Origin of the sequence: Duganella sp. CF458 (genome assembly GCF_900113115.1) — a bacterium.
Lineage (GTDB): Bacteria > Pseudomonadota > Gammaproteobacteria > Burkholderiales > Burkholderiaceae_D > Rugamonas.
Genome location: NZ_FOOF01000011.1, coordinates 101,219 through 125,417, shown reverse-complemented (window position 1 = coordinate 125,417; position 24,199 = coordinate 101,219). Strand labels below are relative to the sequence as shown.

General features: G+C 61.6%; 22 protein-coding genes and 1 tRNA gene. 15 read left to right on the top strand and 8 right to left on the bottom strand.

Annotated features, from left to right (window positions below; translation table 11 throughout):
* Positions 1-15: 15 nt before the first annotated feature.
* Genes BM269_RS18105 through BM269_RS18090 form a run of 4 tightly spaced genes read left to right on the top strand, consistent with a single transcriptional unit; the run spans position 16 to position 6,610 of the window.
* On the top strand, positions 16-3,015 hold the full coding sequence (locus BM269_RS18105; RefSeq protein WP_090439869.1) for a TonB-dependent receptor plug domain-containing protein: 3,000 nt from the start codon (positions 16-18) through the stop codon (positions 3,013-3,015).
* Positions 3,016-3,046: 31 nt separating this feature from the next.
* A complete protein-coding gene (locus tag BM269_RS18100; RefSeq protein ID WP_090439866.1) occupies positions 3,047-4,411 on the top strand; it encodes a Gfo/Idh/MocA family oxidoreductase in 1,365 nt (454 codons plus the stop codon).
* Positions 4,411-5,580, top strand: a complete 1,170-nt coding sequence (locus BM269_RS18095) for a purple acid phosphatase family protein (protein ID WP_090439863.1) — start codon at positions 4,411-4,413, stop codon at positions 5,578-5,580. The genes BM269_RS18100 and BM269_RS18095 overlap by 1 nt, the downstream gene beginning before the upstream one ends.
* Before the next feature lie 43 nt (positions 5,581-5,623).
* Positions 5,624-6,610, top strand: coding sequence for a TraB/GumN family protein (locus BM269_RS18090; RefSeq protein ID WP_090439860.1), 987 nt, complete (start codon positions 5,624-5,626; stop codon positions 6,608-6,610).
* A gap of 11 nt (positions 6,611-6,621) precedes the next feature.
* Here the strand turns inward: BM269_RS18090 and BM269_RS18085 are convergent, their stop codons facing one another.
* Positions 6,622-8,208, bottom strand: coding sequence for a methyl-accepting chemotaxis protein (locus tag BM269_RS18085; protein WP_090439858.1), 1,587 nt, complete (start codon positions 8,206-8,208; stop codon positions 6,622-6,624).
* Positions 8,209-8,326: 118 nt separating this feature from the next.
* Entirely contained in the window at positions 8,327-8,764 is a 438-nt protein-coding gene (locus tag BM269_RS18080; protein ID WP_090439855.1) for a carboxymuconolactone decarboxylase family protein, read from the bottom strand.
* 102 nt (positions 8,765-8,866) lie between these two features.
* Between BM269_RS18080 and BM269_RS18075 the strand changes: the two genes are divergently transcribed.
* Positions 8,867-9,766, top strand: a complete 900-nt coding sequence (locus tag BM269_RS18075; protein WP_090439852.1) for a LysR family transcriptional regulator — start codon at positions 8,867-8,869, stop codon at positions 9,764-9,766.
* On the opposite strand, the gene BM269_RS18070 is transcribed toward BM269_RS18075, so the two are convergent.
* Positions 9,763-11,010 carry a M28 family peptidase gene (locus BM269_RS18070; protein ID WP_090440249.1) on the bottom strand — a complete coding sequence of 416 codons (1,248 nt, stop codon included), beginning with the start codon at positions 11,008-11,010 and terminating at the stop codon, positions 9,763-9,765. The two genes, BM269_RS18075 and BM269_RS18070, sit on opposite strands and share 4 nt — an antisense overlap.
* Positions 11,011-11,170: 160 nt before the next feature.
* Between BM269_RS18070 and BM269_RS18065 the strand changes: the two genes are divergently transcribed.
* The 7 genes from BM269_RS18065 (at position 11,171) to BM269_RS18035 (ending at position 17,901) form a co-directional block, all read left to right on the top strand.
* Positions 11,171-11,244 (top strand) — tRNA-Gly (locus BM269_RS18065).
* Positions 11,245-11,358: 114 nt separating this feature from the next.
* The gene (locus tag BM269_RS18060) at positions 11,359-12,372 is read left to right on the top strand and encodes a helix-turn-helix domain-containing protein (RefSeq protein ID WP_090439850.1); all 1,014 of its coding nucleotides are present in this window, start codon (positions 11,359-11,361) and stop codon (positions 12,370-12,372) included.
* A 103-nt stretch (positions 12,373-12,475) separates the two neighbouring features.
* A complete protein-coding gene (locus BM269_RS18055) occupies positions 12,476-13,588 on the top strand; it encodes a nuclear transport factor 2 family protein (RefSeq protein WP_090439847.1) in 1,113 nt (370 codons plus the stop codon).
* A gap of 9 nt (positions 13,589-13,597) precedes the next feature.
* Positions 13,598-15,325: a serine hydrolase domain-containing protein gene (locus BM269_RS18050; protein WP_090439844.1), complete on the top strand. Its 1,728-nt coding sequence runs from the start codon at positions 13,598-13,600 to the stop codon at positions 15,323-15,325.
* Between the two features lie 87 nt (positions 15,326-15,412).
* Positions 15,413-16,222: an AraC family transcriptional regulator gene (locus BM269_RS18045; protein ID WP_090439841.1), complete on the top strand. Its 810-nt coding sequence runs from the start codon at positions 15,413-15,415 to the stop codon at positions 16,220-16,222.
* Positions 16,223-16,269: 47 nt separating this feature from the next.
* Positions 16,270-17,196 carry a DMT family transporter gene (locus tag BM269_RS18040; RefSeq protein ID WP_090439838.1) on the top strand — a complete coding sequence of 309 codons (927 nt, stop codon included), beginning with the start codon at positions 16,270-16,272 and terminating at the stop codon, positions 17,194-17,196.
* A gap of 15 nt (positions 17,197-17,211) precedes the next feature.
* On the top strand, positions 17,212-17,901 hold the full coding sequence (locus tag BM269_RS18035) for a DUF4197 domain-containing protein (RefSeq protein ID WP_090439835.1): 690 nt from the start codon (positions 17,212-17,214) through the stop codon (positions 17,899-17,901).
* Here BM269_RS18035 and BM269_RS18030 read toward each other — a convergent pair.
* The 3 genes from BM269_RS18030 to BM269_RS18020 all read right to left on the bottom strand — a co-directional run bounded on the left by BM269_RS18030 (position 17,894) and on the right by BM269_RS18020 (position 19,503).
* Positions 17,894-18,127 carry a hypothetical protein gene (locus tag BM269_RS18030; RefSeq protein ID WP_090439832.1) on the bottom strand — a complete coding sequence of 78 codons (234 nt, stop codon included), beginning with the start codon at positions 18,125-18,127 and terminating at the stop codon, positions 17,894-17,896. The two genes, BM269_RS18035 and BM269_RS18030, sit on opposite strands and share 8 nt — an antisense overlap.
* A gap of 61 nt (positions 18,128-18,188) precedes the next feature.
* Entirely contained in the window at positions 18,189-18,917 is a 729-nt protein-coding gene (locus BM269_RS18025) for a hypothetical protein (RefSeq protein WP_090439829.1), read from the bottom strand.
* 82 nt (positions 18,918-18,999) lie between these two features.
* A complete protein-coding gene (locus BM269_RS18020; protein WP_090439824.1) occupies positions 19,000-19,503 on the bottom strand; it encodes a hypothetical protein in 504 nt (167 codons plus the stop codon).
* A 127-nt stretch (positions 19,504-19,630) separates the two neighbouring features.
* Here BM269_RS18020 and trmB point away from each other — a divergent pair, with 127 nt between their 5' ends.
* Positions 19,631-20,311, top strand: a complete 681-nt coding sequence (gene trmB / locus BM269_RS18015) for a tRNA (guanosine(46)-N7)-methyltransferase TrmB (RefSeq protein WP_090440246.1) — start codon at positions 19,631-19,633, stop codon at positions 20,309-20,311.
* Between the two features lies 1 nt (position 20,312).
* On the opposite strand, the gene BM269_RS18010 is transcribed toward trmB, so the two are convergent.
* Together BM269_RS18010 and BM269_RS18005 are read right to left on the bottom strand one after the other, a co-directional pair.
* Entirely contained in the window at positions 20,313-21,209 is an 897-nt protein-coding gene (locus BM269_RS18010; RefSeq protein ID WP_090439821.1) for a DMT family transporter, read from the bottom strand.
* A 70-nt stretch (positions 21,210-21,279) separates the two neighbouring features.
* Entirely contained in the window at positions 21,280-21,849 is a 570-nt protein-coding gene (locus tag BM269_RS18005; protein WP_090439818.1) for a PEP-CTERM sorting domain-containing protein, read from the bottom strand.
* Between the two features lie 309 nt (positions 21,850-22,158).
* Here BM269_RS18005 and BM269_RS18000 point away from each other — a divergent pair, with 309 nt between their 5' ends.
* The gene (locus BM269_RS18000) at positions 22,159-23,034 is read left to right on the top strand and encodes an AraC family transcriptional regulator (protein WP_090439815.1); all 876 of its coding nucleotides are present in this window, start codon (positions 22,159-22,161) and stop codon (positions 23,032-23,034) included.
* Between the two features lie 95 nt (positions 23,035-23,129).
* Positions 23,130-24,170, top strand: a complete 1,041-nt coding sequence (locus tag BM269_RS17995) for a hypothetical protein (protein ID WP_090439811.1) — start codon at positions 23,130-23,132, stop codon at positions 24,168-24,170.
* The last annotated feature ends 29 nt before the right edge of the window (positions 24,171-24,199 follow it).

The following is a 24,199-nucleotide window of genomic DNA, read 5'->3' as shown; positions in this document are numbered from 1 at the left end:
ACTAAAAAAAAGGAGATGCAAGTGGAACTGAAGAAACTGATCGCTGCGCTGGCAGCTATTGGATTTGCCGGCGGCGCCTTGGCAGCCGATGGTGCGGATGACAGGAAGGACGATAAGGGTGATAAGGGCAATAAGGGCGAGAAGGTGCACCGCGTCGAAGTGACCGGTTCCAGCCTGAAGCGCATCAACGCCGAAACCGCATCCCCGGTACAGGTGATCGACGCCAGGCAAATCGAAAACATGGGTGCGCGCACCTTGATGCAGGTACTGGACAACCTGCCGGCAGCGCGCCCGGCGCAGCAAGACTTCCGTTCCATGTTCACCGGCTCGGACGGCGCTTCGCAGGCCAACCTGCGCGGCCTTGGCGCGCAAGGCACCCTGGTGCTGCTGAACGGCCGCCGCCTGTCCTTCTACGGCGCGCCGGCCGGCTTCCAGACCATGTTCGTCAACATCGACTCGATACCCGCAGCGGCAATCGAGCGCATGGAAATCCTGACCGACGGCGCTTCCGCCGTGTACGGTTCCGATGCGGTGGCCGGCGTGATCAACGTGATCACCAAGAAGAACTACCAGGGCCTGGAAGCGAAGGTCAGCACCGACCATTCGCAGAGGGTCTCGGCTTACGGCGAGCACCAGGCCAGCCTGGTGTACGGCAAGGGCGACTTCGGCAACGACGGCTACAACGTGATGGCCTCCCTGAACGTCTACCAGCGTGATCGCATTGCGCTGGCCGATACCTACGACAAGCGTCCGGACTACTTCTACGTCAACAATCCAAACTTCATTTCCAACTTCCGCATCGGCGTCGGCAGCGAGCCTGGCCAGCCAAACCCGGGCACCTTCTTCGTGTTCGACCCCGCCAAGAACAACGCCCGTACCCAGCGTGCGGTAAGCGGCTGCTCCACCATGATCACCGAAGCATCCGGCAGCCGCTGCGTATGGAACAACCTGCCGTACTCCCTGGACACCGGCCCGACTTCCGACCGCGCAACGGGCTTCCTGTCCGGCCGCAAGAAGCTGGGTGAAGACCTGGAAGTATTCGCTGAAGCCGCCTTCACCCATATCAAGCTGCGCGGCGAAAACGGCCCGCGCAGCTTCAACAGCGGCACCACCAGCAACTGGTTCTCGCGCAACACGGGTAACAAGCTGAATACCTTCGTCAACCCTTACCTGGGCCCGAACAACGTCTACCTGCAGGGCAAGCTGGATGCCGACATGGCAGCCAAGATGGGCGGCGCGGCGGGCCTGAACTACATCCTGCAGGATGCGGTCGGCCACTTCGGACAAAAGAACCTGGACGACAACTACCGCGTGCTGACCGGCCTGCGCGGTCATCTGGCCGGCAGCTGGGACTTCGAGACCGCGCTGGGCGTGGCGGGCAGCCACTCCACGCTGTACCAGACCACCAACATCAACACCAAGGGCTTCGAGAAAGCCTTCGGCCCGACTACCAAGGACCCGCTCACTGGCCGTGTGTATATCGCCGACAATCCGGCCTTCAAGTTCGGCGAAGTCAGCGAATCGAATGCTGCCCTGATCCGTGAGGCCTTCCCTACTTTCGACATCCAGTCCTGGACCAAGCTGATTACCTTCGATGCCAAGGTGGAAGGCACGCTGTTCAAGCTGGGTGAGCGTGAAGTGCGCGCAGCCTTCGGCACCAACCTGATGCGCGAAAGCTTCGAGACCCCCGGCAATCCAGACGCCGCCAATGGCCTGATCACGCAGCAGGGCGGTTCCTGGTTCGACGGCAAGCGCACCGTCAGCGCGCTGTTCGGCGAAGTAGTGGTGCCGGTGACCGACACGCTGGAAGTCAATGCTGCGGTACGCCTGGACAAATACCCGCACTTTTCCGCTAACCTGGCCCCGAAGGTCGGTGTGCAATGGCGCGCTCGCCCCGAGATCATGGTGCGCGGCACTTACTCGGAAGGCTTCCGCGCACCGAACTTGGCCGAATCGGGCAGCGGCGGCGTATTCGCTCAGGTGGGCGGCATTCGCGACACCGTGCGCTGCGATGAAACCAATGCCATCGCCACGCTGCTGCAGAAGTCTGTCGCGGCGACGGATCGCGACCTGGGCAAGACCCTGCTCAATTCCAATTGCTCGACCACGGTGGGCGGCCTGACCCCGCCGAATCCGGACCTGAAGCCGGAAAAAGCCAAGATCTCGACCCTGGGGCTGGTGCTGCAGCCGACCAAGGACGTCAGCATCTCGCTTGACTACTGGTTCGTGTACCGCCGCAACGAGATCGTGCGCCAGGACTTCAACCAGTTGTTCACCCAGCTGGTGGACACTTACGGCCCAAGCCTGGCCGGTACCGACAAGGCAATCCGCAATGAGCTGACCGATGCCGACCGCGCCAATATGGCGGCCGTGGTCACCATGTGCAACAATCCGGCCAACCTGCCGGCCTGCGTTGCAGCCGGCATGCCACAGTACTCGGTTGGCAACCTGGGTGGCTTGATCAACTCCTACTCGAACCGTGGCCGCACCTTGATGGACGGCTTCGACATCGATGCGCGCACCCGCTTCTCGCTGGGCGAGTACGGCAAGCTGAATACCGGCGCCGCCTTCACCATCCGCAAGCGCGAAACCTACAATTACGAAGACGGCAGCGGTTTCTCCGGCAACTATGTGGGCTACTACGATTCGCCGCGCCTGCGCGCCACCTTCAACGCCGACTGGAGCTACCAGAACCTGGTCACCAGCCTGTTCGTCAACTACACCGGCAAGGCCAAGTGGGCGTATGGCGCGTACGATACCGACAACGCTCCGCAGAAATGCACCGCCGGCGGCGTGGCGCTGCCCGAAAACCTGTGCGGCGGCCAGCCTTCGTACTACACGGTCAACCTGGGCTTCAACTGGAAGCCGATCAAGAACCTGGACCTGGGCCTGAACATCAAGAACGTGACCGACAAGAGGCCCTATTACGACCCGAACGGCTGGGAAGGCTACAACCACCAGCAAAACCTGTTCGGCCGCGTCTTCTCGCTCTCGGCCAACTACAAATTCTGGTAACCTGCGATCCAACCAAAGAGGCAAAGAATAGATGGACAAGCATTTCAATCGACGACACTTTCTCACCGCCGGCGCCGCGCTGGCGGGCAGCCTGCTGCTGCCGGCCGCCTTTGCAGCCGGCGGCCGCGAGAAGCTCCGGCTCGGCATGATCGGCACCGGCATGCGCGGCCAGGTACTGCTGCGCGAGCTGGTACGCCGCGACGACGTGGAGGTGGCAGCGCTGTGCGATATCGAACCGATCATGCTGGGCAAAGCTCTGGCGCAGTTCGACAAGGCCGGCAAGCCAAAGCCGCGCACTTTCGGCGAGGACGGCGACAAGCAGGCCTACCGCCGCATGCTGGACTCGCAGCAGCTCGATGGCGTGATCATCGCCACCCCGTGGGAATGGCACGCGCAAATGGCGATCGACGCCATGCAGGCCAAGGTTGCCGTTGGCTGCGAAGTGGTGGCCGGCGTGACGCTGAAGGACCACTGGGACGTGCTGGATGCCCAGCTCAAGACCGGCACGCCATATATGCTGCTGGAGAACGTGTGCTATCGCCGGGACGTGATGGCGGTGCTGCAGATGGTGCGCTCCGGCCTGTTCGGCGAACTGCTGCACCTGCAGGGCGGCTACCAGCATGACCTGCGCGCAGTGAAGTTCAACAACGGCGACCCGGCCAAGCCGTACGGAAGCGGCATCGAATTCGGCGCCAAGGGCTGGTCGGAAGCAAAGTGGCGCACCGAGCACTCGGTGCAACGTAACGGCGAGCTGTATCCAAGCCACGGTATCGGCCCGTGCGCCATGTACACCAACATCAACCGCGGCAACCGCTTCACCCGCATCAACACCTTCGCCACCAAGGCGCGCGGCCTGCACGACTATATCGTCAAGCAAGGCGGTGCCGAGCATCCGAGCGGCAAGGTGAAGTTCAGCCTGGGCGATGTGGTGACCACCACGCTATCCTGCGAGAATGGCGAGACTATCGTGCTGCAGCACGATACTTCGCTGCCCCGCCCTTATTCGCTGGGCTTCCGCGTGCAGGGTACCAATGGCTTGTGGATGGATGTTAACCATTCCATCCACATCGAAGGCAAGAGCAAACCGCACCAGTGGGAGGACTTCCAGGCCTACCAGGACCGGTTCGACCACCCGCTGTGGCGCAAGTACGCCGGCGAGGCGGCCGGCGCCGGTCACGGCGGCATGGATTACTTCGTGATCCACGCCTTCGTGGAAGCGCTGAAGGCGCGCGCGCCGATGCCGATCGATATCTACGACGCGGTGACGTGGAGTGCCATTACGCCGCTGTCCGAACAATCGGTCGCGCAGAACTTCCAGACGCTGGACTTCCCCGACTTTACCCGGGGCCAGTGGAGCAAGCGCAAGCCGGTCTTCGCTTTCGACGACCGCTACTGATGAAGCGCACGCGAGTTGCGCTGGCGTCCCTTTGCATCGGCCTCGCAGCATTGGCCGTGCAAGGGAGGTCCGTGGCCCAGTCCGAGCCTTACAAGGTATTCGACACCAGGCCTGTCATTACCGAAGGCCCGTACCTGTCTGCGCTCTCCGATACTTCGGTGTCCGTCATGTGGATGACCGATGCGCCCAGCCACGCCAAGGTACGCTTGCATGATGACGGGAATGTGCGCGAAATCGAGCCGCAGATTGATGGCCTGGTGCCGGTCGGCCAGCGGCATGTGGTGACCATCACAGGGCTGGCTCCCGGCAAGCGCTATTCCTACGAAGCCGTCGCAACCCGCGTGGTGAAGCTCAAGCCCTACTGGCCGGACAAGGGCTTGAGCAGCAGCAGCCCGGCTGCGACATTCACCACCTTCGATCCGCGACAGGCCCGGGTTTCCTTCAGCGTGGTCACTGATACCCACGAGGACACGGCCCGCATCGGCCGCTTGATGAAGCTGGTCGACTGGTCCCGCACGGATGCGCTGCTGCACCTGGGCGACGCCTTCCACTGGCTCGAATCGGAAGAACAGTTGTGGGCCAAATGGCTGCGCCCAACGGTTGCCGCCATGGGGCCTGGCAAACCCTTGCTGTTCGCTCGCGGAAATCACGAACTGCGCGGCGCCTATGCGCGCCAACTGGCGGGCTACGTGCCAACGCCCGAAGGCAGCTACTACTACGCGCGCGCCCTGGGCCCGGTGCATCTGATGGTGCTCGATACCGCCGAGGACAAGCCCGACGACACCAACGTCTATGCCCAGTTGAATCGCACCGCGCCCTATCGCGAAGAGGAACTGGCATGGCTGCGCGGGCAAGTCGGTAGCAACGGGCACTTTGCCAGCGCGGCGTTCCGCGTGGTCGCGATGCATCAGGGCGACTGGGGCTGGCTGCCCGATAATGGCGCCGCCTGGACTGCGCTGGCCAACCAGGCCGGCATCGACCTGTTGATCGCCGGCCATGACCACGCCTTCTCCTACCAGCCGCCCGACAAGGTGCATGCCTACCATCGCCTGATCCTGGGACAGGACCAACTGGCCCGCGTCGAAGCCACCGGGCGCACGCTGACAGTCAAGGTGCTGACCGACAAAGGTGCGCCGGTGCATACCCTGACCATTCCTTCGCGTCGTTGATGTAATATTGCCATTCTCTTAACCATTCAGAAAGAGTAAGAGGATGACAAAGAAAGTGCTATCCGCCGTGGCATTCAGCCTGCTGGCGGCAAGCGCCTGGGCGCAGGAAGAAGCGCAGGTGCCTGAAGGTGAACAGGTGGTGATCACGGGCCAGCGCCCCGGTCCGGGCCTGTGGAAGGTCAGCAAGGGCGAACATGTGATGTATGTGTTCGGCGATTACGCGCCGTTGCCGGTCAAGATGGACTGGCGCTCCAACGAAGTGGAATCGATCATCGCCAAGTCGCAGGAATACCTGCCCAAGCCATCCTTTGGCATCTCGGTAGGCTGGTGGGGCGGCATCAAGATGCTGCCATTCGTCGTCGGTATCAAGAACAACCCGGACGGGGGCAAATTGATCGACGTCCTGCCAGCTGATACTTACGACCGCTGGCAAACGCTCAAGACCAAATACATCGGAAAGAACGACGGCATCGAGCGCGAGCGCCCGATGTTCGTAGCTGACACGCTGTACCGGCAAGGGCTGGAGAAAAATGGCTTGACCATGGGCACCGACGTGTATTCGAAGGTCGACAAGCTGGTGAAGCTGTACAAGGTGAAGATCACATCCAGCAACGTCCATACGGAGCTCGAAAGCCCAAGCCAGGCGCTGCGCGCGTTCAAGAATTCACCGGGAACCGATGTACTTTGCTTTGCCAGGACCGTGGAGCGGCTGGAATCGGATCTCGACGCGATGCGTGTGCGTGCCAATGCTTGGGCGGTCGGCGACATGTCGAAGATTACGTCCTTGAGCTTTGCCGACCGCGAAGCCGCGTGCACGGACGCTGTGCTGAACAACGATGCGTTCAAGTCGAACGAGAACTTGAAGCAGGCGAAGGAAACGATGCGGAAGAATTGGCTGGCCAATGCGGAGCGGGCGCTGGAGGCCAATACTTCGACCTTCGCCGTGCTGCCGCTGGCGCAGCTACTGGATCCGAAGGGGCCCCTGGCGGAACTGCAGGCCAAGGGCTACCAGGTAGAGTCGCCCGAATAAGCCTCCGCGCCTTAGGCGCGCTTGGGCTGGCTGCCGCTTTGCGGCGGCAGCTTGAATACTTCGAGCGCCTTGGCCACTGCCTGCGCTTGCAGGTCCAGCACGCCGGTAGCGGCGGAAGCTTCCTCCACCATCTGGCTGTTCTGGCGCGTCACCTCGTCAAGCTGCACGATGGCGTCTTTCACCTGGTTGACGCCGTCGCTCTGTTCGCGCGTCGCGCCGCGGATATCGCCCATGATGGCGGCTACGCGGCCGATCGCAGCGATCACCGCATCCATATCGTTACCGGCCGTCGTCGCCACGCTGGCGCCGCCTTCGATCTTGTCGGCCGACGCATCGATCAGTGCCTTGATGTCCTTGGCCGCCGCCGCGCTGCGTTGCGCCAGGCTGCGCACCTCGCTCGCAACGACCGCGAACCCGCGACCGCTTTCGCCGGCGCGCGCCGCTTCCACCGCCGCATTGAGGGCCAGGATATTGGTCTGGAAAGCGATACCGTCGATCAGGCCGATGATATCGACGATCTTGTGCGAAGACTGGCGAATTTCGTCCATCGCAGTCACCACCTGCGCCACTGCGACGCCGGTGCGTTCGGCCAGCGCAGTCGCTTCGGTCGCCACGCCATTGGCGGTATTCACATTATCGGCAGTCTGGCTCACCGTGCCGGTGATCTGGCCCATATGGGCCGAAGTCTGTTCCAGGTTCGCCGCCTGCGCCTCGGTACGCGTCGCCAGGTCGACGTTCGCGGTGCGCACTTGCGTGGTGGTGCTGCGCGTTAGCGCGAAATTGCCGCGGATGTCGCCCAGGATCGACGCCAGGTTCAGGTTCAACTGGCGCACGAAGGCCTGGAGCTGGCCCAGTTCGTCGTGGCGGTCGACCGCCATGCGCGTGGTCAGGTCGCCGCCGGCCAGGATGCGGGTGGCGTTGATGCAGGCCTGGACCGGCGCCACAATCGCGCGATGCAGGTTGTACCAGCCGTACAGCGCCAGCACCGCCAGCAGCAATGCCTGCAGGTGCAGGGCGAAGTCGGAATAGGGCAGCACGGCATGCAGCGCCATCGACAATGCCAGCAGCGCCATGCTGCCGAAGCACAGCGCCATGCGCTGGGATAGCGAAATGTCGCGCAGGGCATTGGTGATCTTTTTGCGGCCGCGCGGTGCCGCAGCGCCGCGCGCAATGCGCACGCCGTCCGGATTGGGGCCCTTGACGGTACGGTACAGGGCTTCCGCGTCCTTGACCTGCTCGCGCTTGGGTTTGGTGCAGACCGCCATGAAGCCGGTCGTGCGATTCTTCTCGATGACAGGCGTGACGTTGGCAATGCACCAGAAATAGCCGCCATCGTTGCGGCGGTATTTCACCAGGCCGCGCCACGGCTCGCCCGACATCGTGGTGCGCACCATGTCTTCATCGACCTGGGCCGGCATGTCCGGGTGGTAGAGCGTCTTTTGCTGGCGGCCGATCAGGTCCTCACCTGCGTAGCCGCCGACCGCGATGAAGGTCGAATTGGTGTAGGTCAGGCGGCCCTGCAGGTCGGTGGTGATGACGATGGGTTTGCCGTCTTCAAGCAGGGTTTCATGTTCGGCTGCGGTGAGTGTGCTGCGCATGGATTGACACTTTGTTTCAGTTTGGAAAGATCGCTGAGAATACTAGCAGATCGACGAACGGCCGCGCCGGAAAGCGTGGCCATTGCGTGGTTTTTCCGCCAAAACAGTTGTCGCACAGTTAATCTGGTAGTTGCATTGCGAAGCCGACGCCGAAGCGGTTCCAGGCGTTGATGGTGCCGATGAGGAAGGTCAGCTCCGACAGCTCCTGCTCGCTGAATTGCGCGGTGACCGCGCCATACACTTCATCGGGCGCACCGTTTTTCGACAGTTCGGTCAGCGTCTCGGTCCACAGCAGCGCGGCGCGTTCGCGCTCGTCGAAGAAAGGCGTTTCGCGCCAAGCCGGCAGCGCCATCAGGCGGCGTACGTCTTCGCCGTTCTTCAGCGCGTCCTTGCTGTGCATGTCGATGCAATAGGCGCAGCCGTTGACCTGCGAGGCGCGGATCTTGACCAGCTCGCGCAGTCTGAGTGGAAGCAACGATTCGGCGATTGCGCGTTCCAGGCCCATCATGGCCTTCATGGCGTTCGGGGCGGCGGCGTAATAGTTGATGCGTTTCATGGTGGATTGCTCCGGTTGGTTGCGATGAATCCACTTTAGTCCGGACGGGATCGCGGATAAACTGGTCTTTATCGTTTTAAATATACGGAAAGTCGAACAATCATGGCTTTTGACCGCCTTGAGGCGATGCGCGCCTTCTGCCGCATTGTGGAAGTGGGGAGTTTCGTCGGCGCTGCTGAAGCGCTGGGCGTGCCGAAGACCACCATCTCCGGCCAGATCCAGGGCCTGGAAGCGCACCTTGGCATGAAGCTGCTGCACCGGACCACGCGCCGCGTGTCGCCCACCACCGACGGCGCCGCGTACTATGAAGGCGCGCGCTCGCTACTGGACGACCTGGATGAACTGGAATCCTCGCGCCACGATGCGCGCGGCCGCGTGCGGGTTGAAATGCCTTCGCCGGTCGGCACCGGCCTTATCATCCCCGCCTTGCCGGACTTCGCGGCGCGCTATCCGGATGTGCAGCTCGATATCGGTTGCGGCGAGCGTGTGGTGGACCTGGTGCAGGAGGGAATTGATTGCGCCTTGCGCGGCGGCGCGGTAGCGGACCAGGACCTGGTCGCAAGACCGGTCGGGAATATGCAGTTCTGCCTGTGCGCCGCGCCGTCCTACCTGGCATCGGCACCGCGCCTGGCGTCGGTCGAAGACTTGCCGGCGCACCGCTACCTCGCCTTCGTGTTCGCCGCCACGGGCCGCCAGCACCTGCAAACCCTGCTGCGCGGCGAGCAGCGCTACACCATCGACCAACTGCCGGCGATGCGCTTCAATAGCGCCGCCGCCTATGTCGCGTCGGGCGTTGCGGGGCTCGGCATCCTCAACATCCCGCGGGCGGAAGCCGCGCCGCATCTGCGCAGCGGCGCGCTGGTGGAAGTGCTGGCCGACTGGCACCTGGCAAGCATGCCGATCAGCCTCGTCTACCCTTATGCGCGCAGGCTATCGTCGCGCGTGCGCGCCTTTACCGATTGGGCCACGGCCTTGATGGCCAGCGACCCCTTATGGCGTTAAGGCTTGACGACCTTGGCGCCAACCAGCTTGGCCACCCCGGCCAGCGTGGTCTGCGCCGCGTTCAGGCCAAGCAGGAAATCCTTGTCCGAATAGTTCGAATACAGGTCGGTCGGTTGGTGCCAGTGCGGATTCCAACCGGAGCCGATCTGCTGCCCGCGTTCGTTCTCGCGCAGTGAGATCGACGGCACCAGGTCCATGAAGGGCGTGGAGTCGGTATTGGTCATGTGGCAGCCAACGGCGGCCGGATAATTGGTCGCGTACTTGTCGTTCGCCGCGCGGAAGTCCCATGCCAGCCTGGCCGAAGCTTCCGCCTGTTTCGAGTTGGACTGGAACTCGATGTTCACGTCCGCTTCCGCGCGCTGGTCTTTGGGCAGGACGTAGACTTGATGGCCTTTCGCATCCAGCACCGGCTTGCCCGCTTCATCAAGTTTCGGGACCGGCATGCCATGGTCGAACATCATCATGTCGTGCTGGATCATGCCCAGCCAGCGCGGTTCAGGATATTTGCCCGAGCCTTTCGGCGACTCGATGCCTTGCAGGTTCTTGCGCTGCTCGACGTAGGCGGCAGCGCCGTTCAAGCCGGTCTCCTCGTTGTTCCACAAGGCAAAGCGGATCGAACGTTCGGTTTCCACGCCCGGCGCGCTGAAGATGCGCGCCAGCTCCATCACCAATGCGGTACCGGACCCGTCGTCGTTGGCCGCCTCGCCAAAACCAATGCCGTCCATGTGGGCGCTGACGATGTACATTTCGTCGGGCCGCGTCTTGCCGATCTTGGTGCAGTAGACGTTCTCGCGCAGCGAGGTACCTTGCGGCGTCTGTTCCGCGTTCAGTGCGCGCAGGCGCTCGTCCGGCTGCTTCATCGGATCGGTGTTGACGCCGGTTGGTGCACGGTTGCCGAACAGCGTACTGCCGCCCTGGCCGGGAGGACCGCCGGCACCGCCGCCTGCCGCCACCGCAGGCTTGCCGCGCACGGCCGGCTCGGTGAACTGGTACTGTAGCCGCTCGACGTTGGAACAGCCGTAAGCCTTCAACTGCGCCTCGATCCAATCCAGCGCCTGGCGATTGCGTTCCGTACCCTGGCGGCGGTCGCCGAACCTGGTCAGGCTCTTGATGGTAGCCTTGTATTTCTCCAGTTCGAGCTGGCCCACCAACGAGGAAATCGGATCGGCCGCAGGGGAGGTTTGTGCATGCGCGGCATTTGCCGCGATGGCCAGTGCGATGCTGAGCGCTACGGTTGGTTTCATTTGGACGTCCATGAAGTTGAGTGGCCCGGCCATTCTGCACCAGCACGGCATCGCCGGGCCCGATTTTTCAATACGACATAGAACGTTACAAGGGCGATACCGGCGCCGCTGAGTGTCCTTCTTGCCAACATTGGCCAAAGCCGCATAGAATGCGTGGCACGCGGGTGTAGTTCAATGGTAGAACGGCAGCTTCCCAAGCTTCATACGAGGGTTCGATTCCCTTCACCCGCTCCATTCCCCTTCAATTCCCCCATCACTGACACCATGCCATCGTCGGTGAATCGCGGCCGGTGCCGATGTTCCCGATGAGGTCTCGAAAAAGTGCGCTGGACATGGCATGATGTTGCCATGATTTCAAGCCAACTTCTATTTCTGTTCAGCGCACTCGGAGCGGTCAACGGGATCTTCCTGGCGGGTTACTTCTTCACCCGCCGCACGCATCGCTTGGCGAACTGCATGCTCGGCGCCTTGCTGTTGGCGGTCGGTGTCCGCACCGTCAAATCGTCTTTCTTCTATTTCAATCCTGATCTCGCTGCCGGCTTTGTGCAGATCGGCATCTCGGCATGCCTGTTTATCGGACCGCTGACCTACCTGTACGTGAGCTGCTATCTCGCGGACCTGGCGCAGGCCACGGCGGGCAAGCAGTGGCGCTGGCATCTCTTGCCACCGGCCTTGCTTGCCGGACTGGGGGTGTTGTTGCCCTTTTCCGATTATCCATATGTCTGGCGTTGCGCGATTACCGGCATACATGTTTATTGGCTTGGATACCTGGTCCTGGCGGGCCGGCTGCTATGGCGGGCACAGGCATTTAGCCGGCAGACCATCCTGCTCCAAAGCGTCTATTTCAGCAGCTGGGTGATTCTGATCGCCTACGCCAGTACGCGATTTACGTCCTATATCGTCGGAGCACTTTCTTTCACCTTTACCCTGCACGTCACGATCCTGACGTATTTCCTACGGGCCGATGCCAAGCCGGAACAAACCAAAAACGATAAATACCAGAATCGAAAACTGGCAGAAGGGGATGCCCGCACCATTCTGGACGCGCTGGATGAATTAATGCACCGTGAACAATTGTATTTAAATCCTAATTTAAGCCTTGCGCTCCTGGCCAGGAAAGTCGGTAATTTGCAAACGACGATATCGCAGGTGATTAACGATAATCTCGGGAAAAGTTTCAACCTTTATATTAATGAGTTCCGTATCCAGCATGCGAAGGAATTGCTGGTCCGTGAATCGCACCTGAACATGGAGCTGGTTGCCGAGCGCAGTGGCTTTAACTCCAATTCCACATTCTTCTCGGCTTTCAAAAAGATAGCAGGGCAGACCCCCGCCAGCTACCGCGCAGAATTTGCCTCGTAGGACTACGAAATCATGTATCCGGAGTCCGAAATCATGGTTCGGGATTTCGGACAAGCGCATTGCCGCTAAGTTGTCAGCTCTATCCACAACTTAGGGTCAATCCATGAACAAACACATTTTCTTGGGCGCCGTCCTCGGTGCTTGTCTTTCTCTTTGCCTGCCGGCGCGGGCTCAAACAGATACTGAGCAGATAAGCAAAACGCTCACGGACTATTTTGAAGGCACTGCGAACGGCGAGCCGGACAAACTCAGAAAAGCCTTTCACCCGGATTTCAAGCTGCATGGAGTGAATGAGGCAAATGAGCTTTTGATCCGCTCCGGGGAACAGTACATCGCAGGTGTGACGCCGGGAAAAAAAGTCAATCGCCTCGGCCGGATCCTGGCGATCGACGTTGAAAAGAATGCGGCGACGGCAAAGGCCGAGATTCTTGTTCCAAACTACCGGATATATACCGACTATTTCCTGCTGTTGAAATACCAGGGCGCCTGGAAGATTATCCAGAAAAGCTTCACATGGAAGGAAATTCCAAAGGACAGCAAGAAAATCCTGTTCGTCACCTCGAACCAGCATACCTACGGCAATACGAGTCTCAATACCGCCAACCATTTCGAAGAGATCGCCGTCGCCCATGACATTTTCAAACGGAATGGCTATACCGTGGATTTCGTCAGCCCCAACGGCGGTGCCATCCCCCTGGGTTATATCAAGACATCCGATCGCGTACAAAAAGAACATTTGTACGATCCAGTGTTCATGGGGCTGCTGAAAAATACCAGCAGGCCGGAACAGATCAACGCCGACGACTACAAGGCGATCTACTTCAGCGGCGGTGGCGCGGCAATGTTTGGCGTTGCAGAGAACAAGGGCATCCAGGCGATCGCGGCAAGGATCCATGGAAATGGCGGCGTCATATCGGCTGTCTGCCACGGTACTGCGGGGATAGCGCATCTGAAAGACCGGGATGGCAAGTCCGTCTTCCTGAACAAAAGAGTGACCGGCTTTCCCGATCTGTTCGAAGACACCAAGGCTGACTACTACAAGACCTTCCCGTTCTCGATCGACGCGGAGATCAGCAAGAACGGTGGAGACTTCGTCTATTCAAAGAAGTTTGGGGACGATTTCCATGTTGCTGACGGCAAGATCATTACGGGGCAGGATCCTTCCGCCACGGCATCGGTCGCACAGCAAGTCATCAACACCATCCAGGCAAATTGAGGAGATGCAATGAAAAACCATTACATGGCGGCCACTCAACTGCTGCTGGCATGTCTGCTGTCCTTGCCCTTGGTGGGATACGCCGGGAATGAAATCGATCCAGTGTCAGCACAAGCAATTGAGAAAATCCTTGGCGAAGTCGATTCTCCCGACAAGCCTGCGCTGGCGATCATCGCGCTCAGGAACGGCAAGCCGATCTACCAGAAGGCCTTCGGAAGCGCTGACCTGGAGCACAAGATCCCTGCAACTGTGGATACCAAATTCCAGGTCGACAAACTGGCTTGGGAGTTTGTCGCGATCGCCACGCTGATGCTGGAACAGCAGGGAAAAATTCAGCTCGACGAGGATGTCCGGAAGTACCTGCCCGACATGCCGGATTTCGGCGCGAAGCTCACGGTCAGGCATTTGCTGAGCTCAACTGACGGACTGCACGGCTACAAGGTGTTGAACTCGTTGGCGGGATGGGAGTCCAGGGAGCCCGAGCTGCACAAGACGGTCCTGCAGTTCATCAGCAGGCAGAAGGCTTTGAACTTCACGCCGGGTCAGGCGTATTCTCCAAGCGGTGATACGCGCTTTGTCGTGCTGGCCAGGATTGTGGAGGCGGTTTCGGGCCAGACGTTCGAGGTCTACTGCCGGGATCGCATCTTCGCTCCGCTGGGAATGTCGAATACCTTGTTCGTCTACGACGGCGGCATTCCTTTGCCGAACACGGCCGTTCCCTATCGGATTGGCGAAAACGGAACGTACAGGAAGGACTATGGCGGCGGCAACGTCGCCGGTCCGACCAACCTTTATACATCCGTCAGGGACATGGGCATCTGGCGGGCACACCTCTCGTCGAAGGCGCCCGGCATCCAGTCCCTGGTTGAAAAACTGGAGTCGCCCATACGGCTCGACGGCGGCACGGTAGTGAAGGATATGTCCAGTGTTTCGATATACGGCCAGCAGCACGTTGGACAGGAGCGGGGTATATCCAAGGTCTACCAGTATGGCACTTCCGGCGGGTATGCGAGTTCCATTTTCCGTTTCCCGGGCCAGGACTTCACGGTGATCACATTGAGCTCCGGCCTGGCCTACAGCGGAGGTTACGGCATGCGCCTGGCAACCGTTTTGCTGAAGGATCATTTCCCGCAACCCGCAACGATCGATTTTGGCAAGATCGCGTCCGTGAAGCTGACGGCCCGGCAGATGCAGAAATACGAGGGGGACTACTGGAATCCGGTGCGCGCCATTTCCGCAAAAGTCCATGTCAAGGACGGTGCACTGCACTTCAGCAGGACCGAAGGGGCGGAAGGGCGAGAGTTGCTTCCATTGGGAGGGGCGGTTTTCCAGGTGAAGGTTGAAAGCGACGATACATTCCTCATCAAGTTCGTCGAAACAGCATCGGGACTGGAGCTGCAATTCACCATGGACGGCAGCGACCCGATTGTTTACCAATCCTACAAGCCGGCGCCTTATACGAAAGACGAATTGGCGCAATTCGCCGGAACTTTCTACAGCGAAGAACTGGATTCTTCTTTTGTCCTTGATGCAGGGCCTGGCGGGCTTACCGCAAACAATATCCGGGTGGGCACGGTCAAGTTCAAGCCGACGAATCCCGACATGTTTGCCGGCGACAAACGCTTCATGGCCGGCATCAAATTCATTCGAGGAAAAAACAGGGCGATCACCGGATTCCAGGTTGTGGTGGATGAAGTTCGGAATCTTGTATTCAGGAAGCTGCGCGGCAGTCACTGAGCGCTGGCGCCGGCCGTTGTCAAAGTCCCTCACTGCCCCGTATCATGCGGGGCACGCGGGTGTTTTCAATCCAACCCTACTTTGACGATGGCCAAAGCGAACTTCCAGGTGCTGCCGTGTGGTGATGCGCGTATCCAGGCGGTGGAAGCGCATAGTAGCCAATCCTTTTCCCGGCATACCCACGAACAGTTTGGCATCGGCCTGCTTACGCACGGCGGATCGAAGTCGTTCAGCGGCTGCGGCACGGTGGAGTCTGGCCCGGGCGATGTGATCACCGTGAATCCGAACGAAGTTCACGACGGTGCGCCGCTCGGTGACGGCGGACGTAGCTGGAAGATGTTGTACCTGGAACCTGGCTATGCTGCCGACCTGCTGCACGAAGCGGACGTCGGCGCTGGCGGTGCCTCGCTGGAGTTCAAGGCGCCGGTGCTGCAGGATACTCGCCTGGCCGCAGGCTTCATTCGGGCCTACATCGCGGCCACCTCGGCACTGCCGGGTGCCCGGCTGGCTGCCGAACACCACTTGCTCGACCTGATGGCACAGACCTTGCTCCGCCGTCGCGCCGCTGTGACGCGTGCTGCTGCGCCCACTGCAATCGCCCAGTCGATGATGGAAGACGATCCCCTGGCCGACTGGTCTCTGGCCGAATTGGCCGATGCCTGCGGCTTGAGCCGCTTCCAGCTGGTGCGATCGTTTTCCCGCAATACGGGTTTTACGCCACACGCCTATCTTATTCATCGCCGCATCCTGCTGGCGCGCCGCTTGATTGCCGGTGGCACGGCGTTGGCAGATGCCGCCGCCGGCAGCGGGTTCGCGGACCAGAGCCATATGACCCGCGTATTCACCCGCAAATATGGCGTCGCCCCGGGCGCTTTTGCAATTTCGTTCAAGACCTGAATGCGCCAAATGGTTTAGCCTTCAGCTTTCGTTCATGGAGGCTGCATATGGTGGGATATCTGTATTGCGCGCTGGCGATGGTGACAGTCGGCAGCACGGTGGTGGCCAGCAAGGTGATCGCTGCGGGACTGCCGCCGTTCACGGCAACGGCTTTGCGGTTTGTCGTGGCGTTGCCGGTGTTTCTTGCCTTGTGCTGGCTGATGCGGGCGCGCTGGCCGCGTATCGGGCGGCGCGATGCCGCTTTGCTGGCGCTGCAGGCTGGCGCGGGAAGTGTGGGCTATACGGTGCTGCTGATCTCGGGAATGTCGTTCACCAGTGCGGCTACTGCCGGTGTGCTGGTCGGCACGCTACCGATCGTGACAGCGGCATTTGCCGTGCTGGGTCTTGGCGAGCGCCCTACGTTGCGGCTGCTGGGGGCGATCGCCTTGGCCGCGCTTGGGGTGCTGGTGGCGAGCGGCGTGGGCTTGCCGTCGGCGGGAGCGGAGGGCGGCGCGGCGCCCGGCGTTGCCAGCGAGTCCGGGCGCCTGTTCGGAGCGGCGCTGGTGCTGGCCGCCGTGGCCTGCGAGTCGTTCTTCATCCTGCTGAACAAGCGGCTGCACGCGCCGATCGAAGCGTTGCCGTTGTCGACGTTGATGTGCGCCCTGGGCCTGCTGTTCGCGGGCGGCGCCGCGTTGGCGATCGAGCAGCCATGGCAGGTCAGCATCAGCGCCGGCGCCTTGCAGGCGGTGCTGTATTACGCCCTGGTGCCGACGGTGCTGGGCTTTGTCCTGTGGTACGCCGGCGCGGCGCGCATCAGTGGGGCGGAGGCAGCATTGTTCACGGCCTTGTCGCCGATCTCCGCGACGCTGCTGGCCAACACCATCCTGCATGAAGCCATCACGCCGCCGCAACTGGCGGGCATGGCTTGCGTGCTGGCGGCCGTGGCGAGTCTTGCCTGGAAGCGTGCTCCTTATGGTAGGGTTGAGACTTTGTAACCAAGGAGGTGCGCCATGAGCATCACACAACAAGTATCCACCCTGCTGGCCGGCCTGGCGCTCGCCGCCAGCGCCTTTGCAAACCCATTGGACGCGTTGACCGAGAAGGAAGCGGGCGGCGGCTTGAAAGCCGCGCTGGAAGCCGGTTCGGTGGCGGCTGTGGGCAAGCTGGGCGTTGAAGGCGGTTTCCTGAACAACGATGCGGTGCGCATCAGGCTGCCGCGTGTGCTGGAAAAAGCCCGCCCGATCCTGGAAATGACCGGTCGCGGCGAACAACTCGATGAGCTGGAAAACGCGATGAACCGCGCTGCCGAGCAAGCGGTCCCGCTGGCGAAGCCGTTGCTGGTGAATGCCGTCAAATCGATGACGCTGAGCGATGCGAAGGCGATCCTGACCGGCGGCGAAACCTCGGTCACCGACTTCTTCAAGGAGAAGACCGCTGCACCGCTGGCGGTGAAATTCAAGCCGATCGTGAAAGGCGTGACGGACAAGTCCAAGCTGTCTGCCCAGTTCAATGGCGCCATGGCGCAGGCCACCAAATTCGGCCTGGCCACTGAAGAGCAGGCTTCGGTGGAAAGCTACGTCACCCAGCGCGCGTTGGATGGCCTGTTCCTGATGATCGGGGAAGAAGAGAAGAAAATCCGCGAGAATCCGATTTCCTATGGCAGCAAGGCGATCTCCAAAGTCTTCGGCCTGCTCAAATAAGCGTTCGGCCGCGCGGGTTGCGGGCTTGCGCGGCCGAATTCAGGACTTCAAGCTGTCCTGATTTGAAAGTTTGCTGGTGTTCGCCGTCGCTGTCGTGCCAGCGGCACAACACATCCTCGTCATCATTCCGGCCCGTGCGGCCCGGCGTGGTGCGAATCACCAGCATCTTATGGTGCCAGCCGATTGGCCGCACCGCATCGCCTGCCTTTGCCCGTTCGCGTTCCATGATTCCCTCCTGCTAGCTGCCAGGGCCATGATACGCCTGCCGGGAAAGGCAGGGCGCCCGATCAGGAACCGATCAGCTGTACGGCGTCGACCTGCAGGCGATGGGTGGTGATGTTGTTGGACTTGGTGATGCGCGCTGCCTTGGCCTTGTACGACGTTTTCTCGATCGGCTGCACGAACCAGGTGCGCGGGCCGCGGTTGTCGGCTTTCACGCTGTGCACGCCGGACCAGACGGTGTTCCATTTGCCATCGGTATCTTGCAGCTCTACCTTGGTAATGCCTTCCAGGCCATAGGATTCGGCCACCGCCACGCGCAGCTGGGTTGCGTTGACCGGCTTGTCGAAAGTCACTTCCAGCGAATCGAAACCGATATCGCTGTCTTTGGTGGACCAGTAGTTGCCATCGACCTTGCCGGTGGCCTTGGAGGCGTTGTAGCTGTCGCTGTAGTTCGAGCTGGCGCTAGCCGCGCTAGCCCACTGTGCTCCGGGATCGGCCATATAGTCCTGCTCCATGTTCGAGTAGTCGAGCTTGGCCTGGCGCTTGGCGGTTTCCCTTTGCTCGTCGCTCATGTTTTCGGTGGAGATCACCGGCGTCGGCAGGGGCGTGTTGCCGGCCGGGGCAGCTGCAGCGGCGGCGACAGGTGCCGGCGCGGCGGCGGGTGCCGGGGCCGGAGCAGCGGCTGCAGTGGCAGGAGCTGGCGCGGCAGCCGGTGCTGCCTCAGGTTCCGGGTGCTTCTTGGCGCATGCGGCCAGCAACAGGACGGGCAGCAGCAGGGCGAATTTGGTCTTCATGGGCATCCTTTGCGGAATTATCAAAAATATAAAGCCGCAATATGGCATAGGGATGCCAAAAATTCAATTGTGCGTGGGGCGATTACGACAGGTTGACGTCCAGCCACACTGCGTATGCCAGGCGCTTGCCTTCGTACACCTGGCCGCCGCGGATGACGGCGTCGGTCGACGTCAACTGGCCGGTGATTTCCTGGCGCGCCAGCATGGTGCGGAAGGCCGCGGCGTCTTTTGGTGCCAGGTAGCCGACCATCTCGTTGTTGAGGAAGACGGCCACCGCCTTGTCTTCGTAGGGATTGTTGTCGTCCGCCAGCAGCAGCGCCTTGTGGCGGGCGTCCGCTGCCGCCTCGCCATGCTCGCCGGCCAGGGCGCGAATCGTGTCGGAGTAGCGCGATTCGCCCAGTACTTCAAGCTGGAAGCGGCCTTCGTCGGTCCAATGGTGCACCGGCTCCCCTTGCGGCAGCGGGGTGTAAGACCCGCCCACCGGCTTGCCTGTTGGCGCCGGCGTGGCTTGCGGGCCGCCCTTCAGCAGGAAATACAGCGTTACCAGTGCCAGGACGATGATCAGGATGTTCAATGCGAGGGCCATTTCAGGGGACTTCCTAAGGGACAAGACCCGCTATTATCGCAGGCCGGGCGATAAAACCGGAATGGTATAATCGCCCCTTTTCCTTGCACGTTTAGCCATGTCTTCCGAATCCACGCCAAAGGGCAAAATGCTCTATGACCCGACCGAACACCGCATTCGCAGCTTCGTTACGCGTGCTGGCCGCCTGTCCACGGGCCAGGAACGTGGACTGAAGGAGTTCGGCCCGCAATTCCTGATTGAGCACAAGAAGGAAGCGCTGGATTACGAGCAGGCATTCGGCCGCAAGGCGCCGGTGATCCTGGAGATCGGTTTCGGCATGGGCGGCACCACCGCCCACATCGCCAAGGTCATGCCGGAGAAGGATTTCATCGGCGTGGAAGTGCATACGCCTGGCGTGGGCAGCCTGCTCAAGATGATTGGCGACGAAGGCATCACCAACCTGCGCCTGATCCAGCACGATGCCGTTGAAGTACTGCGCGACATGATCCCGGCCGGTTCGCTGGCAGGCGTGCATATCTACTTCCCGGACCCTTGGCACAAGGCGCGCCACAACAAGCGCCGCCTGATCCAGACGCCATTCGTGAAGACCCTGTGCGACCACCTGGCGCCGGGCGGCTACATCCACCTGGCGACCGACTGGGAAGATTACGCGGTGCAGATGCTGGAAGTGCTGAGCGCCGAGCCGGCGCTGCAGAACACCGCCGAAGGCTACGCGCCGCAGCCGGCATACCGCCCGCTGACCAAGTTCGAAAACCGTGGCCTGAAACTGGGCCACGGTGTGTGGGACCTGGTTTTCACCAAGAAGTAAGTTAGGCAGCCGCCGGCGCCTGGGCCTTCGCCCGCGCCGGCATGAAGGCCAGCAAATTCCCTCCGATGACCAGCAGCAGCCCGGCCAGCGCCATGCCGCTCCACTGGTAGCCTTCGAAGACGGTGGACACCGTCAGCGCCACCACCGGGAACAGCACCGTGCAGTAAGCCGCGCGGTCCGGCCCGATCCTCCCCACCAGCATCAGGTAAGCCGTGAAGGCAACCACCGATCCCGGCACAGCCAGGTAGAGCAACGCGCCGACATAGCGCGGGCTTGGGTCGAAGTTGAATGGCATGCCAAGCGCCAGCGCGCCAATCGTCAGGATAGTCGCGCCGCACAGCATGGCCCAGGTGTTGGTCAGCCACGGCTGCATGCCCAGTGCCTGCATCCGGCTGGAGAGCAGGTTGCCGGTCGAGAAGCACAAGGTGCCCAGCAGGGCCAGTCCCAGGCCGCCAAGCATGCCGGAATCGTTCCAATGCCCCTGCATCGAAGGCAGGAACAGCATCACGATGCCCGCCAATCCCAGCAGCGCGCCACCGAGTACCTGCGGGCGGATCGGGCGGTTCATGAAGAGGCGCCCGTTGATCGCATTCCAGATCGGCGCGGTGGAAAACACCACCGCCACCAATCCGCTCGGCACCCACATGGTGGCGTAGTAGAAGCACAGGAAATTGCAGCAGAACAGGGCGAGGCCTTGCGCGACCAGGTAGCGCCACGCTGAGCGCGGCGGCAGGATCTGCTGCCTGCGCACCAGCAGGATCAGCATCAGCACCAGCGCCGCGATCCAGAAACGATAAGCGATCGACACCGGCGCTGCGACGACGCCGAGTTGGAACTTGATCGCGATCCAGGTGGTGCCCCAGATGAGCACCGTGGTGAGGTAGAGGGCAGTATTCATAGTCCTGCCAGTGTGCCGCTTGCCGCACCCTGGCAGTTGTCTGAACTTGCTGCGTTTTTTATTTCCCTGCTTATTTCCCTGTGCGACGGCGGGAGATGCCCAGCGCGGACAATCCAAGGCCAAGCAGCGCCAGCGTGCCTGGCACCGGCACTTGCTGCCCTGGCGTGGTGTCGACGTTGATTTCGGAGAAGCCAAAGCCCTGTGTGCCGCCGTCCTGGTCGATGTTGAAGACAACCGAAGTCACGTCACCCATGCCGGCGATGGCCAGGGTGCCGAGTCCCGACAAGGTTTGGGTCACACCGTTGGAGCCGGTGACGGTGATCGAATTCGCGCCATCGGCATAAGCGGCGATATTGATGTTGACCAGGCTGAAGCTGGCGCCGAAGAAGTCGATGACCCAGCTCACGTCATCGGCATTCTGGAAACCGTTATGGATGCCGATGTCGCCAAGGAAGTTTGGATCGAAATGGTCCCCTGCACGCACCGTGCGCAGGCGGAAGCCGTCTTCGGTGTAGGTATCGACAACGGCCGAGCCGTTGTTATTGGCGAACACGCCGCTGGTCAGGTCTAGCTGGATCGGGCCTGCATGTGCTGCAAAGGCGGCCAGCGACAGGGCTGCGAGGCAAGCGAGCTTCTTCATCGAGATTTCCTTTCAGAACAATAGCTAGTTGATAGTATTGATTCAAATGCAATAAGCAATTTCTATACCCCGTGCCTGCAAGTTACTGATTCTTATGGATAAGTGGTATCTGGCCCGGATGCCACTGTCAATTTTCCCGACAGCCTTGTCTGAGCTTGCGCAAATCGGCGGGACCGCCGGCGGGGCGGGAGCGGCCGTGCTAGACTTTTCGGCGTGAAGCCACTGACTGGACAACTTGATGATGCCGTTCCCCGCAAACGCGTAGGGGCGGCGGCGCGTGCCGCGCTGGCGGAGCAGCCGGGCGATGCGATGTCGCATGCGGTGTTCCGCACCATGTCCGGCACCGATGCGACGCTGGAACGCTTTGCCTGGCTTGGCGATGGGCTGGCGGCGGCGGTCTGGCATCGCAGCACGCCGGAGGCGTTCACCGAATATCGCCAGCCGGGCCACCATACCTTGTCGTGCTACCTGGGCGGCGGCTATGAAGTCGAGCGCGAAGGTTTGCCAGGGCAATATGGCGCGCCGCAGCGCCTGTGCTCATTGCCGGACTGGCATGAGTCGGAGTGGGTGGTGCGCGGCCAGTTGCGCATGCTGCATGTGTACTTCATGCCCGAACACTTTACGCGGCGCGCGGTGGCGGAACTGGACCGCGAACCACGCGAGTTGACGCTGCAGGACAGGACGTATTTCGAGAACCCGCGCCTGGTGCAATTGTGCGGTGACTTGCTGCAGCAGCCGTGGGATGACGCCGACCAACTGCTGCGCGCCAATGAAATCACCCATGAAGCCCTGAGCGAGCTGCTGCGCTCGCAATCGATGGTCAAGCCCGGCTTGCGGCTGCGCGGTGGCCTGGCGCCCCTGGTGCGGCGCCGCCTGCATGAGTACATCGAGGCTCACCTCGACCAGAACATCACGCTGGGCATGCTGGCGCAGCTTGCGCGCATGTCGGAATTCCACTTGGCGCGCATGTTCCGCATCAGCTTTGGCATGCCGCCATCGGCGTGGATCGCCGCGCGCCGCGTCGAGCGGGCACGGGGCTTGTTGCGCGCTGGCCGCCTGCCGCTGCAGCAGGTGGCGGAAGCTTGCGGCTATGCCGACATGAGCCACTTCAGCCATCGCTTCAGCGAAGCGGTTGGGGCGCCGCCCGGCCGCTACCGCCAGTTGGCTGCCGGACTCAAGTCCTGACCCTATCGCCACGCTGCGCACGATAGGATGCGTAGCGCGCGCGGTTGACGGGCCACGTCCACCATTGGCGACTGTGCCTTCGGTTGGAGATTGCCATGAAGCTGATTGCCCCCATGTGCGGCCTTGCCCTTGCCCTTGCGTTTTCGTTGCCGCTATTCGCCGCGGCCCAGGTGCCGCCCGCTTATCGCGCCACCGCGCTCCCCTTCGATAGCGCAAAACTGGTCATCAACAACGCGGGTGACGTCGCCGGCACGGCCGGCGGCCGCGTGGCGCTCTGGCGGCGCGGCACCGGACTCGCTTACCTGACAGGCAGCGGCGAACAAGCCTATCTGGGCGACATGAATGACGTGGGCCAGCTGGTTGGATCGTCCGATGCGCATCCGACCATCTGGCAGTTGGGGCGGCAACCGGTCACGTTCGAGGCGGGTAGATATGGCGGGGCAGCCCTTGCCATCAATAACCAGGGCACGATTGTCGCGATGGCGCGTGCCGTGCCTGGCGAACAGGGCCCGCGTGACGAGTACTTCATCTACAAGGATGGCCAGAGGAATTGGCTGCACGGCCTGCTTCCCTGGGCGATCAATGAGCAGGAGCAGGTCGTCGGCACCTTGCGCGGCGCGACCCAGGACGCTGCAGTCTGGCAGGGGGGCATTTACCATGAGCTGCCGGACCAGGGGTATTCCTTGGCTCGCGACATCAACGACAAAGGCTGGGCCGCCGGAGGTACCTCCAGCGAAATTACCACCGTCTATGGCGCGATCTGGAAAGGCGATCAGCTGGAGACCTACGGCCTCGGCTATGCCAACGCCATCAACAACGCGGGCGTGGCAGTCGGTTACTGGGAAGGCGCGCGGCATGCCATGATGTATTCCGGCGGCCGGACTTACGACCTGAACACCCTGTGGGACAACAGCGGCTGGGACGGCTGGAGCCTGTTCTTCGCGGAAGACATCAACGATGCCGGCGAGATCGTGGTCATTGCCAGCAATGAGGCAAACTTCGCGCAGCAGGTGTTGTTGCTGTCGCCGGTGCCTGAAACCGCCACGGCGGCCATGCTGCTTGCCGGCCTGGCCCTGCTTGGCGGCTTGCATCGCGCTATAGCGCGCAATGCTATCGCGCCGATGCGCACGATTTGAGCTGGCGCGCGCGCGGCCCACCGCGCTGG